The 14813-nt window shown below is 60.6% G+C and carries 16 protein-coding genes; 9 read left to right on the top strand and 7 right to left on the bottom strand.

From position 1 onward, the window contains the following. Window positions 1-19: 19 nt before the first annotated feature. The 3 genes from M1E16_RS19055 to cysB all read left to right on the top strand — a co-directional run bounded on the left by M1E16_RS19055 (window position 20) and on the right by cysB (window position 2580). Window positions 20-925, top strand: coding sequence for a 5'-nucleotidase (locus tag M1E16_RS19055; protein ID WP_434572801.1), 906 nt, complete (start codon window positions 20-22; stop codon window positions 923-925). Window positions 926-992: 67 nt separating this feature from the next. Beyond that, the gene (locus M1E16_RS19050) at window positions 993-1493 is read left to right on the top strand and encodes a universal stress protein (RefSeq protein ID WP_305499752.1); all 501 of its coding nucleotides are present in this window, start codon (window positions 993-995) and stop codon (window positions 1491-1493) included. 112 nt (window positions 1494-1605) lie between these two features. After that, on the top strand, window positions 1606-2580 hold the full coding sequence (gene cysB, locus M1E16_RS19045) for an HTH-type transcriptional regulator CysB (protein ID WP_003183769.1): 975 nt from the start codon (window positions 1606-1608) through the stop codon (window positions 2578-2580). An 8-nt stretch (window positions 2581-2588) separates the two neighbouring features. On the opposite strand, the gene M1E16_RS19040 is transcribed toward cysB, so the two are convergent. Together M1E16_RS19040 and M1E16_RS19035 are read right to left on the bottom strand one after the other, a co-directional pair. Next, on the bottom strand, window positions 2589-3071 hold the full coding sequence (locus tag M1E16_RS19040) for a GreA/GreB family elongation factor (RefSeq protein WP_458128131.1): 483 nt from the start codon (window positions 3069-3071) through the stop codon (window positions 2589-2591). A gap of 2 nt (window positions 3072-3073) precedes the next feature. Further along, window positions 3074-3466: a hypothetical protein gene (locus tag M1E16_RS19035; protein WP_305499758.1), complete on the bottom strand. Its 393-nt coding sequence runs from the start codon at window positions 3464-3466 to the stop codon at window positions 3074-3076. Window positions 3467-3589: 123 nt separating this feature from the next. On the opposite strand from M1E16_RS19035, the gene earP reads away from it, so the two are divergent. After that, on the top strand, window positions 3590-4723 hold the full coding sequence (earP, locus tag M1E16_RS19030) for an elongation factor P maturation arginine rhamnosyltransferase EarP (protein ID WP_458128130.1): 1134 nt from the start codon (window positions 3590-3592) through the stop codon (window positions 4721-4723). A gap of 48 nt (window positions 4724-4771) precedes the next feature. Further along, on the top strand, window positions 4772-5341 hold the full coding sequence (locus M1E16_RS19025) for an elongation factor P (protein ID WP_025113141.1): 570 nt from the start codon (window positions 4772-4774) through the stop codon (window positions 5339-5341). Between the two features lie 89 nt (window positions 5342-5430). Here the strand turns inward: M1E16_RS19025 and M1E16_RS19020 are convergent, their stop codons facing one another. The 3 genes from M1E16_RS19020 to M1E16_RS19010 form a co-directional block, all read right to left on the bottom strand. Next, window positions 5431-6444 carry an alpha/beta hydrolase gene (locus M1E16_RS19020; protein WP_458128129.1) on the bottom strand — a complete coding sequence of 338 codons (1014 nt, stop codon included), beginning with the start codon at window positions 6442-6444 and terminating at the stop codon, window positions 5431-5433. Window positions 6445-6479: 35 nt separating this feature from the next. Further along, complete coding sequence (locus tag M1E16_RS19015) at window positions 6480-6899, bottom strand: organic hydroperoxide resistance protein (RefSeq protein WP_305499765.1); 420 nt, start codon at window positions 6897-6899, stop codon at window positions 6480-6482. A 1291-nt stretch (window positions 6900-8190) separates the two neighbouring features. Then, entirely contained in the window at window positions 8191-8652 is a 462-nt protein-coding gene (locus M1E16_RS19010) for a MarR family winged helix-turn-helix transcriptional regulator (protein ID WP_434572811.1), read from the bottom strand. 159 nt (window positions 8653-8811) lie between these two features. Between M1E16_RS19010 and M1E16_RS19005 the strand changes: the two genes are divergently transcribed. After that, a complete protein-coding gene (locus M1E16_RS19005; RefSeq protein WP_458130345.1) occupies window positions 8812-9549 on the top strand; it encodes a sulfite exporter TauE/SafE family protein in 738 nt (245 codons plus the stop codon). Here M1E16_RS19005 and M1E16_RS19000 read toward each other — a convergent pair. Beyond that, window positions 9539-10393: a LysR substrate-binding domain-containing protein gene (locus M1E16_RS19000; RefSeq protein WP_420764840.1), complete on the bottom strand. Its 855-nt coding sequence runs from the start codon at window positions 10391-10393 to the stop codon at window positions 9539-9541. The genes M1E16_RS19005 and M1E16_RS19000 overlap by 11 nt on opposite strands. A gap of 97 nt (window positions 10394-10490) precedes the next feature. On the opposite strand from M1E16_RS19000, the gene M1E16_RS18995 reads away from it, so the two are divergent. Continuing rightward, the gene (locus M1E16_RS18995; protein WP_305499769.1) at window positions 10491-10712 is read left to right on the top strand and encodes a DUF1127 domain-containing protein; all 222 of its coding nucleotides are present in this window, start codon (window positions 10491-10493) and stop codon (window positions 10710-10712) included. Between the two features lie 64 nt (window positions 10713-10776). Further along, window positions 10777-12006: a winged helix-turn-helix domain-containing protein gene (locus M1E16_RS18990; protein WP_458128128.1), complete on the top strand. Its 1230-nt coding sequence runs from the start codon at window positions 10777-10779 to the stop codon at window positions 12004-12006. A 134-nt stretch (window positions 12007-12140) separates the two neighbouring features. Here the strand turns inward: M1E16_RS18990 and M1E16_RS18985 are convergent, their stop codons facing one another. Further along, window positions 12141-13487, bottom strand: a complete 1347-nt coding sequence (locus M1E16_RS18985; protein ID WP_305499772.1) for a class II 3-deoxy-7-phosphoheptulonate synthase — start codon at window positions 13485-13487, stop codon at window positions 12141-12143. Between the two features lie 141 nt (window positions 13488-13628). On the opposite strand from M1E16_RS18985, the gene M1E16_RS18980 reads away from it, so the two are divergent. Further along, complete coding sequence (locus tag M1E16_RS18980; protein ID WP_458128127.1) at window positions 13629-14384, top strand: spermidine synthase; 756 nt, start codon at window positions 13629-13631, stop codon at window positions 14382-14384. The last annotated feature ends 429 nt before the right edge of the window (window positions 14385-14813 follow it).

Here is a 14813-nt window from a genome sequence, read left to right as displayed (position 1 = left end):
CGGACGAAACGGGGGAAGCATGGCAAACAATATCGATGACAGGCTGGTGCTGGCGATTTCGTCGCGAGCGCTGTTCGACCTGAGCGAAAGCCACAAGGTTTACCTGTCGGGGGGCGTCGAAGCCTATCGGCAATACCAGATCGAACACGAGGATGAAGTCCTTGAGCCGGGGGATGCCTTCGCGCTCGTGCAGAAACTGCTCAACCTCAACGAGCACCTGGGCCGTGCCCGCGTCGAGGTCATCCTGGTTTCGCGTAACAGCGCCGACACCGGCCTGCGGGTATTCAACTCGATTCACCACTATGGACTGGCGATTTCCCGTGCCGCGTTTGTCGGCGGTCGCAGCCCATACCCGTACCTCAAGGCGTTCGGCTGCGATCTGTTCCTGTCCACTCACGCTGAAGATGTACGCAGTGCCCTGGATGCCGGATTTGCCGCGGCGACGATCCTTTCGGGCGGTGCCAGCCGCGCCGCCAGCGAAGAGCTGCGCATTGCCTTTGACGGCGACGCGGTGTTGTTTTCCGACGAGTCTGAGCGTGTCTATCAGGCTGGTGGCCTGGAGGCGTTCCAGGCCAGCGAACGCCAGGCCGCGCGCGAGCCGCTGCGAGGAGGGCCGTTCAAGGGGTTCCTGGCGGCGCTCAATGCGCTGCAACGCGAATTCCCGGAGGACGCCTGCCCGATCCGGACCGCGCTGGTCACCGCCCGTTCGGCGCCGGCCCATGAGCGGGTCATCCGCACGTTGCGCGAATGGGACATCCGCCTGGACGAGTCGCTGTTCCTCGGCGGCCTGACCAAGTCCGCCTTCCTCGAAGCCTTTGCCGCCGACGTGTTTTTCGACGACCAGACCGGGCACTGCGAACTTGCCCGGGAAGTGGTCGCCACCGGGCATGTGCCCCACGGCATCAGTAACGAAGTGAAGCCCTGAGCACCCGTTCCCCGGGGCGCTGCTAAGCTGAATCAATCTCCGCCATCCTGGCACTCGAGGAGGTCACATGATTCGTTCGATGCTGTATGCCACGGACCTGGGGCTGTATGCCCCGTATGTGATGCAGCATGCCTTGGCGTTGGCACGGACGTTTGAAGCCGAGTTGTATGTGGTGCATGCGGTAGAGCCGATGGGGCTGTTCGCCGAATCGGTGTTGCAGAGCTATCTCGATGAGCAGGCGTTGAACGAATTTCATCGCCAGGGTCTGAGTACGGTGATGGCTAACATCGAGCAGCGCGTCCTCGACAATTTTCGCGAAGAGTTGGGCGAGGGGCAGCAGGACCTGAAATTGATCAAGTCGGTTCGGGTGTTCCAGGGCGACCCCTCCCAGGTCATTCTTGAACAGGCTGCGAAACTCTCCGTCGATTTGCTGATCGTAGGCAGTCATTGCCAGGGGGCGAGCGGCGAGACGCCGTTGGGCAGGACCGCCGCGCGGGTATTGCAGTTATCTCGCGTGCCGGTCTACCTGGTGCCGCTGGTCCAGCGCAGGCGCCAGGGCGAAGCTTGAGGCTAAATGATGGCTTTTTATAAAAAGTTCTAGATTTATTGGTGCGACCATTCATATAGTTATATACACCGTCGCTGATGCCCGTGACGTCCAACTGCTTTGAGGGATACATATGAAGCTTCAACAACTGCGCTACATCTGGGAAGTGGCGCACCACGACCTCAACGTTTCCGCAACCGCTCAAAGCCTCTACACGTCGCAACCTGGCATCAGCAAGCAGATCCGCCTCCTGGAAGACGAGCTGGGCGTCGAAGTCTTCGCCCGCAGCGGCAAGCACCTGACTCGCGTCACTCCCGCCGGTGAACGCATCATCACCACCGCCGGCGAGATCCTGCGCAAGGTCGAAAGCATCAAGCAGATCGCCCAGGAATTCTCCAACGAGAAAAAAGGCACCCTGTCCATCGCGACCACCCACACTCAGGCGCGTTATGCCTTGCCGCCGGTTATCAGCAATTTCATCAAGCAATACCCGGACGTGGCGCTGCACATGCACCAGGGGTCGCCGATGCAGATCGCCGAAATGGCCGCTGACGGCACCGTCGATTTCGCCATTGCCACCGAGGCCCTGGAGCTGTTCGGGGACCTGGTGATGATGCCGTGCTATCGCTGGAACCGCTGCGTGGTCGTGCCTCAGGGGCACCCGCTGACCAAGCTGCCGAAGCTGACCCTCGAAGCGCTGGCCGAATACCCGATCGTGACTTATGTGTTCGGTTTCACCGGTCGTTCAAAACTCGACGAAGCCTTCAGCCATCGCGGCCTGACCCCGAAAGTGGTGTTCACCGCTGCCGACGCCGACGTGATCAAGACCTATGTGCGCCTCGGACTGGGCGTGGGCATCGTCGCGAAGATGGCGGTCGACACCAAGCTCGACAATGACCTGGTGGTTCTGGACGCCAGCGAGCTGTTCGAATCCAGCGTGACCAAGATCGGTTTCCGCCGCGGTACGTTCCTGCGCGGATTCATGTGCGATTTCATCGAGAAATTTGCCCCGCACCTGACTCGGGAAGTCATGGCCAAGGCCATCCAGTGCCACAACAAGCAGGAACTCGAAGAACTGTTCGACGGCGTCGAACTGCCGGTGCATTAAGCAGACCTCTAGATCGCCTCGGTGACAGCGAACTGTTGCCGGGCGCCTGCCACGACGATCTCCACTTCATCCCCTTCGAATTTGCCCAACAGGCCTCGTCCCAGTGGTGAGCGAGGGGTGATGACGGTAATCGGCTGCCCCACCAGCGAGACCTTCAGCCCCGCCGCGTCGGGTCCCAGGAACAGCCACTGCTGGCGACCCTCCTCATCTTCCAGCCCGATCAATGTGCCGACCTGGATGCCGCGTTCTTCATCGTAAGGTCTCAGCGCCAGGTTCTGGCAGAGCACCAGTGCCTGGCGGATTTCCTCCACGCGCCTGGCTTGCCCGGCCGCAAGGTACGAAGCCTCCAGGCCCAGGGTGTCGTATTTGTTTTCGGCGATATTTTCCTCGTGGGTCGCGGTTTCGTAGGCGGTCTGCGCGGCGCGTTCGGCGATATCGAGGTCAATCTTGAGCTTGTCGAGAATCAGTTGGTGGACGGTCTGTTTGTTCATGTTCATTCGCAGAATTGCAGGACATTGGCGCGGCTTTTCTCGCTAGGCGCGTTCTGGTCCTGTTGGAGCCAGAATTGACACTTTGGGTTGGACAGGTTGCGAGGGTTGCTGCGGGCCTGGTCGAGGGCCTGGCGTTGCTCGTTCTTCTGCAGGTTCTGTTGATACTGCTCGAACATTGGGGTTGGCGTTGGGGTCGGCTCCGGGGCTGGCGGTGCTGCGGGCGGCTGCGCCAATTGGTGAACCGCGGCGGCCACCGGGGCCAGTTGCTCATCGAACAGAAACCTGGACAGCAGCCATCCCGTCAGCACGATGGCAAGGAATCCCAGCCACAAACCCAAGGCGATGCCCAGCGTCAGTTGCAACGTTGTGAGGCGGGGAGAGGAGTGGTCGGGCATGTCTGCTTCCTGGCGATGAACATGGAGGATGCGTTGATTGTCGCATGAAGATTAATCGCCGTCGGCCCTTCTGCTTCACGGCTTTAATGCGGGACAATCAGGCTTTGCCACAGGGAGTCGGGAATGACTGTGCGTTGGGATATTTTTTGCACCGTCGTCGATAACTATGGCGACATCGGCGTCACCTGGCGCCTGGCTCGGCAATTGGTCGCCGAGCATCAATGCGCGGTGCGGCTGTGGGTCGACGACCTGCGAGCCTTCGAGCGGTTATGTCCGTCTATCGATGTCACGCTGACCGAGCAATGGCAGCAAGGCGTACAAGTGCGTCACTGGCCCAAGGACTGGCAGCCCACCGAAGCTGCCGATGTAGTGATCGCCGCATTCGCGTGCCAGTTGCCCAGCGCCTACATGGACGCGATGGCCGAGCGTCCGGCGGTGCCTTTGTGGATGAACCTCGATTACCTGAGCGCCGAGGACTGGGTGATCGGTTGTCACGGTTTGCCGTCGGTGAAGTACAAACATGTGCAGAAATATTTCTTTTTTCCGGGCTTTCAGGAGGGCACCGGTGGCTTGCTGCGTGAGGCCGGTTTGTTGGAGCGTCGTCGAGAATTTCAGCAGGATGGCGAGGCACAAAGGGCTTTCCTGCAAGGATTGGGCGTCGAGCGCGAGTCCGGGGCGCGGCTGATTTCGCTGTTTGCCTATGAGAACGACGGTTTGGCCAGCTGGTTTGATGCGCTGGCGAGGGATGCTCGTCTGTCGCATGTGCTGGTTCCGGAAAGCCGCATCCTCGCCGATGTGCAGCGTTGGGTTGGTATCGACGGCCTGAAAGCCGGTGCCGTGCATCGCCGTGGCGCCCTGACCGTGCAGGTGCTGCCTTTCGTGCGCCAGGATGAATACGACCAACTGTTGTGGTGCTGTGATTTCAACGCCGTGCGTGGCGAAGATTCCTTCGTACGCGCGCAGTGGGCCGGCCGGCCGCTGCTCTGGCATATCTATCAACAGGAAGAAGACGTCCACCTGGAAAAACTCGAGGCGTTTCTCCGCTTGTATACCGAGGGGCTCCCGGAGGCTGCGGAAAAAGCGATCAGCGGTCTCTGGCGGGCCTGGAACGCCGGCCAAGGCGTGGCAGAGCACTGGAGCGCCGCCTGCGAGCAACACCAGGTGCTCGCCGAACATGCCCAGGCGTGGTGCCAGAAACAGGCCTCTCGAGCCGATCTTGCCACGGCGCTGGTGAAGTTTTACCGAAATTGGATATGATACGCGGCCTAGATTTTTGTAAATCCCATCCAAATTCGGATATTCGCAATGAAAACTGGTAAAGAACTCAAACCCGGTACCGTGATTCGTATCGACAACGATCCTTGGCTGGTTCAGAAAGCTGAATTCACCAAGTCGGGTCGTAACAGCGCGATCATGAAGACCAAGCTGAAAAACCTGCTGACCGGCTACAAGACCGAAACCGTCTACGGTGCGGACGACAAGCTGGACGACGTGATCCTGGACCGTAAAGAGGCGACCCTGTCTTTCATCAGCGGCGATACCTACACGTTCATGGACACCACTGACTACACCATGTACGAACTGAACGCCGAAGACATCGAAAGCGTCCTGCCATTCGTTGAAGAAGGCATGACCGACGTCTGCGAAGCCGTATTCTTCGAAGAGCGCCTGGTTTCCGTGGAACTGCCGACCACTATCGTGCGTGTAGTTGACTACACTGAAGGTTCCGCTCGCGGCGACACTTCCGGCAAGGTCATGAAGCCTGCCAAGCTGAGCAACGGTACTGAGCTGCAAGTTGCTGATTTCATCGAAATCGGCGACAAAATCGAGATCGATACCCGCGAAGGCGGTTCCTACAAAGGCCGCGCTAAATAAGCGAAGCCTTCTGTATGAAAGAAAAGCCCGACCATTGAGTCGGGCTTTTTATTTCCTTTACTTTCGATCCGGGCTCTGTGGCTCCACCATTACTTCAGGTGTTGCTTGAGTTCCTCGGACGCCTGCAGCATCGCCGAACGCACCGCCGGTACCTGGCTCACCACGTTAAGCAAGCCATAGTCGTGGATCATGCCGTTGTAGCGCACGGCTGTAACTGGTACACCCGCCGCATCCAGTTTGCGCGCGTAGGCTTCACCTTCGTCGCGCAGCACATCAGCCTCGGCGGTCTGCACCAGCGCCGGCGGGAGGCCCTTGAGTTGTGCGGTAGTTGCCCGCAATGGCGAGGCATAGATCTCGTTACGCTGCCCGGCATCGGTGGTGTAGTTGTCCCAGAACCACTTCATCATGTTCTTGCTGAGGAAGTGCCCTTCGGCGAACTGGTTGTAGGACGCCGTCTCGAAGCTGGCGTCGGTCACCGGCCACAACAATGCCTGGAAGCGGATCGCCGGCGTACCCTTGTCCTTGGCCATCAGCGCGACGACCGCCGCCATGTTGCCGCCGACGCTGTTGCCCGCTACGGCCAGGCGCTTGCCATCGACATTGATCTGTTTGCCATTCTCGGCCACCCACTTTGTCGCGGCGTAGGCCTGGTTGATCGCTACCGGGTAATGCGCCTCGGGCGATGGTGTGTAGTTGACGAACACCGCAACGGCACCCGAACCCGCCACCAGATCCCGAACCAGTCGTTCATGGGTGGGGAAATCGCCCAGTACCCAGCCACCGCCGTGAAAGAACATGAACGCGGGCAGCTCACCCTTGACCCCGGCCGGACGAACGATGGTCAGACTGATCGACTGGCCATCGACCTGGATGGTTTTCTCGCTGACGTCGGCCTTGGGCAGCGTCAATTTCACCCCCGCCTGGGCGCCGACCAATACGGCACGGGCATCTTTTGGCGACAACTGCTCCAGCGGTTTGCCGGTGCCGGCATTCAGTGCGTCGAGGAACGCCTGGGTGTTGTGCTCGACGATGCCGTCGGCGAAGGCGTTGCTGATGCTCAGGGCGAGAAGGGTGCCGGTCAGGGCTTTGCTGAGGGTGTTCATGTGAATCTCCTTGAAGGTCGGTCCGGGGTAGGGGTTTAGACGGTTACGTGCAGGCGAACATCAACGTTGCCGCGGGTGGCGTTGGAGTACGGGCAAACCTGGTGAGCGGCTTCCACAAGGCTTTGGGCGTCGGCCTGGTCAAGACCTGGCAGGCTGATGTGCAGGTCGATGTCGAGACCGAAACCACCGGGGATCTGGCCGATACCGACGTGAGCAGTGATCGAGGCGTCGTCCGGGATCTTGCGTTTGCTCTGGCTGGCGACAAATTTCAGCGCGCCGATGAAGCAGGCCGAGTAGCCGGCGGCGAACAGTTGCTCTGGGTTGGTCGCAGCACCGCCCGCACCGCCGAGTTCCTTGGGCGTGGCAAGTTTGACGTCGAGGATGTTATCGCTGGAGATGGCACGACCGTCACGGCCGCCGGTGGAGGTTGCGATTGCGGTGTAGAGAGTTTTCATGGTGGACGCCTCGTTTTATGGTTGGTTTGTTGCGCTAAATGCTTGTGCGCTAAGTAGGTGTGGAGAGAATGTAATGCACATGTATTTTGCGCGCAAGATAAATTTTTGAGATGAGTCTGAACAGATCAACCCTGGATGGCTGAAAGCCTTGGTTTAGAGCGGTTTAGGGGGGATGAATTTTTTTGATGTGCGAGGTCTGGCAGGCCGGCCGGCGCCTTCGCGAGCAGGCTCGCTCCCACAGGGGGTTGGTGGTGGCCACGGATTTTGTGACCAGTAAAGGTCAATGTGGGAGCGAGCCTGCTCGCGAAAGCGGTGGTTCAGTTGGCCGCGATGCTGGAGGTGCCGGCGCCTTCGCGAGCAAGCTCGCTCCCACAGGGGATTGGTGGTGGGCACAAGATATTGTGATCACTGGTGTTCAATATGGGATTGGTGATATGCACAGTTTTTTTGACCAATGAAGGTCAATGTGGGAGCGAGCCTGCTCGCGATAGCGGTGGTTCAGTTGGCGGCGATGCTGGAGGTGCCGGCGCCTTCGCGAGCAGGCTCGCTCCCACAGGGGATTGGTCGTGGCCACGGATTTTGTGACCAGCAAAGGTCAATGTGGCAGCGAGCTTGCTCGCGATAGCGGTGGTTCAGTTGGCGGCGATGCTGGAGGTGCCGGCGCCTTCGCGAGCAGGCTCGCTCCCACAGGGGATTGGTGGTGGCCACGGATTTTGTGACCAGCAAAGGTCAATGTGGCAGCGAGCCTGCTCGCGAAAGCGGTGGTTCAGTTGGCGGCGATAATGGAGGTGCCGGCGCCTTCGCGAGCAGGCTCGCTCCCACAGGGGGTTGGTGGTGGTCACGGATTTTTTGACCAGTAAAGGTCAATGTGGGAGCGAGCCTGCTCGCGAAAGCGGTGGTTCAGTTGGCGGCGATGTTGGAGGTGCCGGCGCCTTCGCGAGCAGGCTCGCTCCCACAGGGGATTGGTGGTGGGCACTAAAATTGTGACCAGTAAAGGTCAATGTGGGAGCGAGCTTGCTCGCGATAGCGGTGGTTCAGTTGGCGGCGATGCCGGAGGGGCCGGCGCCTTCGCGAGCAAGCTCGCTCCCACAGGGGATTGGTGGTGGGCACTAGATTTTGTGACCACTGGTGTTCAATGTGGGATTGGTGGTATGCACAGATTTTTGACCAGTAAAGGTCAATGTGGGAGCGAGCCTGCTCGCGAAAGCGGTGGTTCAGTTGGCGGCGATAATGGAGGTGCCGGCGCCTTCGCGAGCAGGCTCGCTCTCACAGGATTGGTTGCGTCAGAAAATCAAAGGCTGTCCTGCAAATGCCCGCGCAGTTCCTGCAGGTCATGTTGCAGTTTCTTCAGTTGTTCCAGCGTCTGGCCGCTGGCGGCGAGGATGCATTGGGGGATGTCGAGGGCCTTTTTCTGCAGGGCGCGGCCCTGTTCGGTCAGCTCGACAATGACCACGCGTTCATCTTCGCGGCTGCGGGTGCGACTCAACAGGCCTTCGGCCTCCAGGCGCTTGAGCAGCGGGGTCAGGGAGCCAGGGTCGGTGAGCAGGCGGTTACTGATTTCGCCGACGGTCAGCCCGTCTTGCTCCCACAACACCATCATCGCCAGGTACTGCGGATAGGTCAGGCCCAACGCCTGGAGCAGGGGCTTGTAGACCTTGGTCATCAACAGCGACGTGGAGTGCAGGGCGAAGCAGACCTGGTTTTCCAGCAGCAGGGCTTCGCAAGGATCGGGGGTGTCGTGTTGGGTAGTCATGGCAAAACCTTTCATCAATGATCGTTACGAATCTAGCGGACAAGCCTTTAATGCACCAGATAATTCTGACGTATTGATCAGCCGTTACGTTTCCTGGTGACCGCCAACTGGGTAGGATAGGCGCCCTGATTAAGGGGAGAGTCGTCTGTGATCGAGGTCATGCTGTATTTGCTGTTGGGCGCCGCGCTGGGCACTTTGGGGGGATTGTTCGGCATTGGTGGCGGGCTGATCGCGATTCCAGTGCTGGGTGTATGGTTCGGCCTGGATCAGCATCTCGCCCAAGGTACGGCATTGGTGATGGTCGTCCCCAACGTGATGCTGGCGCTGTGGCGTTATCACCAGCGTAATCGTATCGAAATGCGCCATGTCCTGCCGCTGGCATCCATGGGCTTCTGCTTCGCGTGGCTTGGCTCCATCTGGGCCGTGGGCATTGACGCGCAAAGCATGCGGATTGGTTTTGTGGTGTTCCTGGTGGTCCTGGCGGCCTACAACCTGATCCGCATGTTCGCCGCGACGGCGCCGGCTTCGGCGCGGATGCGCCACGGCTGGCCTTGGCTCGCCGTGCTGGGCGCGGCATCGGGCACCATGGGCGGTCTGTTTGGGGTGGGCGGAGCAGTTGTCGCCACGCCAATACTCACCAGCGTGTTTGGCACTTCCCAGCTCGTCGCCCAAGGGTTGTCCCTGGCGCTGGCCTTGCCCAGCACGGGTGTGACCCTTGCCACCTATGCGTTTCACCATGAGGTGAACTGGTGGATCGGGCTGCCCCTGGCTGTCGGTGGGCTGATGAGCATCAGTTGGGGGGTGAAGGTCGCCCACGCGATGCCGGAGCGATTGCTGCGCGGGCTGTTCTGCGGCTTCCTGGTGCTGTGCGCGGTGTTGCTCCTGCTTAAAGTTTGAAACCTTCGACGATGTGTTCGGCCAGGCACTCGGTGATCGGCGACGGATTGTGCAGGTTGCGGATCAACATGATGCTGGCCTCGGGCAGCTCCGGCAGGTTCTCGGCCTCGCCGAGGACGCGCATGTCCGGGGTCAGCAGGCTCTCCAGTTGCGCGGTGATCGCCAGGCCCGCGCCGACCACCGCCATGATCGCCGACAGGCTTGAGCTGTTGTACGCCACGCGATAATCACGCCCCATGGCGTCCAGCGCATTGCACGCCCATTGCCGACAGAAACAATCACTGTTGAACATCGCCAGCGGCAGCGGTGTTTGTTCATGAGTGTTGAAGCAGGCCGCCTCGGCCCAGACAAAACGTTCCTTGCGCAGCAACTGACCGATCTCGTCGCCTGGTTTGCGAGTGACGATGGACAGGTCGAGATCCTGGCGCAGCAGCAGTTGCTTGGACGATTCGCAGTGCACTTCGATTTCGATCAGTGGATAGAACTGGGCGAAGCGCTGCAGGATTCCCGGCAAAAAGCGCATCACATAATCGTCCGGCGTGCCGATGCGGACCGTGCCGACCATGTGCGGTTCGCGCAGCGTGTTGAACACTTCACTGTGCAGCTTGAGGATCCGCCGGGCATAACCCAGCAACACCTGGCCCTCGGCGGTGAGCTTGACCTGCCGCCCGTCGCGCTCGAACAGGCGGCGCTGCAAGACGTCCTCTTCCAGGCGCTTCATCTGCATGCTGACGGCCGATTGCGTACGGTTGACCAGCTCCCCTGCGCGAGTGAAGCCGCCCTGGTCGGCGATGGCGACGAAGGTCCGCAGCACTTCCGTATCAATGCTCGGGTAACTCGACAATTGATCAATCTCCGAGATGTATTGCATAAGAAACATTCGTTGGATTGATCTTATCCCTGGCGCGAGACTAGAGCCATCCCCAACGGAGGACATCACGATGAAAGGTCAAAAAGGTTATTTGCTGATTGATAAATTCTCATCCCACGGTTTTTCGCTCAGCGCGCTGTTGCACAAGTTTAGCCGCTGGTACGAATTGCACCACGAGCGTGAACTGCTCGCCTCGATGAGCGATGAGGCGCTCAAGGACATAGGTGTCAGCCGTGCCGATGTTGAAAAGGAAGTGGTTCGGCCATTCTGGGATGACCCGATGCACAAATGAGCCATCCTTCCCTACACAAACCGCTTAATGGTGAGGTAGGTTGCGAGCAGACAAGGAGATCTCCATGCCCGCGACTGTATCCTTTACCCTCAAACAGGCCCGACGCCTGGCGTTGGCCGCCCAGGGATTCGATGGGCGGCCATCGCCAGCTTCGGTGCAACCCTCGCGCCTCAACCGTCTGATCGAGCGCCTCGGCGTCGTGCAGATCGATTCAGTCAATGCGCTGGTGCGCTCGCATTACCTCCCGCTGTTCTCCCGCCTTGGTCACTACAATCGCGACTTGCTCGATCAGGCAGCCTGGAGCCAGGGGCGCCGCCGCACGTTGTTTGAGTATTGGGGGCATGAAGCTTCGTTGCTGCCGGTTACGATGTATCCGCTGATGCGTTGGCGCATGGCGCGGGCGGCCCGTGGCGAAGGCATTTACCAGCAGTTGGCGCGGTTTGGTCGTGAGCAGCAGGACGTGATTCATCGGGTCCTTCAGGCGGTTCAGGAACAGGGCGCGCTTGGCGCCGGCAGCTTGTCCACCCGTCAGGAGAAGGCCGGTCCCTGGTGGGACTGGAGCGCCGAGAAACATGCGCTGGAATGGCTGTTCGCCGCGGGCAAAGTCACCGTAGCCGGGCGGCGGGGGTTCGAGCGGCTCTATGATCTGCCTGAGCGGGTGCTGCCCGAGTCGGTCCTGCGCCAACCGCAGCCGGACGAAGCCCAGGCCCAACGCGCGTTGCTCCTGCATGCGGCGCAGGCCTTGGGCGTCGGCACCGAGAAGGACCTGCGTGATTACTTCCGCCTGGATCCGGCCGACACCCGCGCTCGACTGGCCGAGTTGGAGGAGGCGGGTGAGTTGTTGCGATGTCAGGTGCAGGGCTGGAAGCAGCCGGCCTGGTGCCAACCCACCGTGAAAATCCCCCGCAAGGTCGCTGCCAGTGCCTTGCTGTCGCCATTCGACTCGCTGGTCTGGGAGCGCAGCCGCACCGAGCGCTTGTTCGACTTCCGCTATCGCCTGGAAATCTACACGCCGGTGCACAAACGCGTGTATGGCTATTACGTCTTGCCGTTTTTGCACAATGAGCGGATTGCGGCGCGGGTCGATCTTCGTGCGGAGCGGGCCTTGGGGCGGCTGGCCGTGCATGCCGTGCACGAGGAAGAGCCTGGTCTTGACGAGGAGGGCATGCAGGCGCTGGCGATGAATCTGCGGCGCATGGCTGACTGGTTGGGACTGGAGCGGGTGCAGCTCAATTGCCAGCGGGAGGGTGGGGTGCGGTTGGCGGTGGCGTTGGCGCGGGTTGATGGTGGCTGAGCTGGCCCCTTCGCGAGCAGGCTCGCTCCCACAAGGTATTTATGGTGACCACGGCTTTTGTGTCCGCAGCCAGTCACCTGTGGGAGCGAGCCTGCTCGCGAAGCGATTGAGCAAGCGAAGAAGCCCCTACTGACTCACCGCCGAACCTGCTTCAACGTCTCGGCAATCAAGAACGCCAGCTCCAGCGACTGATCGGCATTCATCCGCGGGTCGCAGTGCGTGTGGTAACGATCCGACAGCCCATCCTCGGTGATCGGTCGGGCGCCGCCGATGCATTCGGTGACGTTCTGCCCGGTCATCTCGATATGAATCCCGCCGGCGTAGGTCCCTTCGGCTTCATGCACCTGGAAGAACTGCTTCACCTCGCCAAGAATCTGCGCAAAATCCCGGGTCTTGTAGCCGCTGCTGGCCTTGATGGTATTGCCGTGCATCGGGTCGGAACTCCAGAGCACCTGCTTGCCTTCACGCTGCACGGCGCGCAACAGTTGCGGCAGGTGATCAGCGACCTTGTTGGCGCCCATCCGCGCGATCAGGTTCAGTCGACCGGGGTCGTTATCCGGGTTGAGCACGTCGATCAGGCGGATCAGGTCGTCAGGGTTCATGCTCGGGCCGACCTTGACCCCGATCGGGTTGTTCACCCCCCGCAGGAACTCCACATGCGCTCCGTCCAGCTGGCGGGTACGATCGCCGATCCACAGCATGTGGGCCGAGCAGTCGTAATAATCGTTGGTCAGGCTGTCACGGCGTACGAAGGCTTCTTCATAGTTGAGCAACAACGCTTCGTGGGCGGTGAAAAAACTGGTCTCGCGCAGTTGCGGCGAGCTGTCCATGCCGCAGGCGCGCATGAACGCCAGGGTTTCGTCGATGCGGTCGGCCAGGTGGCTGTACTTTTCCGCCAGGGCCGAGTTGGCGATGAAGTCCAGGTTCCACTTGTGCACCTGGTGCAGATCGGCGAACCCGCCCTGGGCGAACGCCCGCAGCAGGTTGAGGGTTGCGGTGGACTGATGATAGGACTGCAAAAGCCGCTCCGGATCCGGCACGCGACTTTTCTCGTCGAAGCCGATGCCGTTGACGATGTCGCCCCGGTAGGCCGGTAGTGTCACGCCATCGATCGTCTCATCGTTGGCCGAGCGCGGTTTGGCGAACTGGCCCGCCATGCGCCCGACCTTGACCACCGGGCAACCGGCGGCGAAGGTCATGACAATCGCCATTTGCAGCAGCACCTTGAAGGTGTCGCGGATCTTGGCGGCGGAAAATTCGGCAAAGCTCTCGGCGCAATCGCCGCCCTGCAGCAGGAAGGCCCGACCCTGGGTGACTTCGGCAAACTGACGACGCAATTCCCGGGCTTCACCGGCAAACACCAAGGGCGGATAGCTGGCCAGGGTCTGCTCCACCTGCAGCAGATGCGCCGCGTCGGGGTAGCGGGGTTGTTGCTGGATCGGCAGGGCGCGCCAGCTGTCAGGGCTCCAGGGTTGGCTCATCATGATCTCTAGGTGATTTACGCTCGGGCGCTCATGTTATCAGCAAATTAGTGCGTGACCTGTTCCGCTCGCTTCGCCGACAATCGCGCCTTTGCCCCGTTTGCGCGGGTTTGAGCCAGCACGGCAACATCAGGAGAAGAAATGACAGAGGAGCGCGTCGAGCATTTGCTCGCCGAGGTGCACGACGAGTTCGGCATGATCCGCGTACTCGAAGTGGCCGATTACCGGTTTCTCGAATTTGGCGATGCGATCGAGCAGAGCTGCGTGTTCACGGCTGATCCGAGCTGGCTCGAATATGACTACACCCGCGCCATGCTCATCGGTGCGTTGTGCCACGAGCAACCGGAGAGCGCGCTGTTCCTCGGGCTGGGGGCCGGTACGCTGACCCAGGCCTGTCTCAAGTTCCTGCCGCTGGAGGATGTCGAGGCCATCGAACTGCGCCCCGACGTGCCGCGCCTGGCCATCGAATACCTCGGGCTGGACGATGATCCGCGCCTGTACATTCGTGTCGGTGATGCCTTGGAGCTGCTTGAAACGGCGGAGTCGGCGGACCTGATTTTCGTCGACCTCTATACCGATGTCGGTCCCGGCGTCGGTCACCTGGCCTGGGGATTTCTGGAAAACTGCCAGAAGCGCCTCAATCCCGGCGGCTGGCTGGTGATCAACCAGTGGGCCACCGACGATGGCAAGCCGCTGGGCGCGGCGCTCTTGCGCGGCTTGTATCACCGGCACTACTGGGAGTTGCCGGTGAAGGAGGGCAACGTCATCCTGATCGTGCCGGCGGACCTGGACCAGGCATTGGACATGCAAGGTCTGGTGGCCCGTGCCGAAGGGCTCGCGCCGCGGCTGGGTTATTCGTTGCAATCGTTGATCAAGGCAATCCGCCCGGCGACTTGATCAGGATCTGCAAGAGTTCTTTGGATGGGTTCCCCCCGTGGCGAGGGAGCTTGCTCCCGCTGGGCCGCGAAGCGGCCCCTTCGATTCCAGATATCAACCCAGGCGTCTGCTTCGCAGCCGAGCGGGAGCAAGCTCCCTCGCCACAGGGAGCTCATCACAGGGCTTAGCCATCCAAAGATGAATCGTTTTAGCTAACGCCCTCGACGCCTGCTGGACAGCGCGCCACCACACCCTTCGTCGATAAAAAAATCTCCCTTTTTCAACGAATTCCGGTATAGTGCGCGCCGGCCTTTAGCCGGGCCGCGTCACGGTAGCGCAATTTTCCGAAGTCAGCTTCGGTTGCATGTCCGCACAACGGATGCTTCCACGACGTTCTTTTTCATTCATTCGTTTTCGCAAATCCCCGCCGACAAAGCAGCCAGGGCGACT

The sequence above is a fragment of the Pseudomonas sp. Z2-11 genome (genome assembly GCF_054161305.1).
This window is presented reverse-complemented; position numbering and strand designations above follow the sequence as displayed.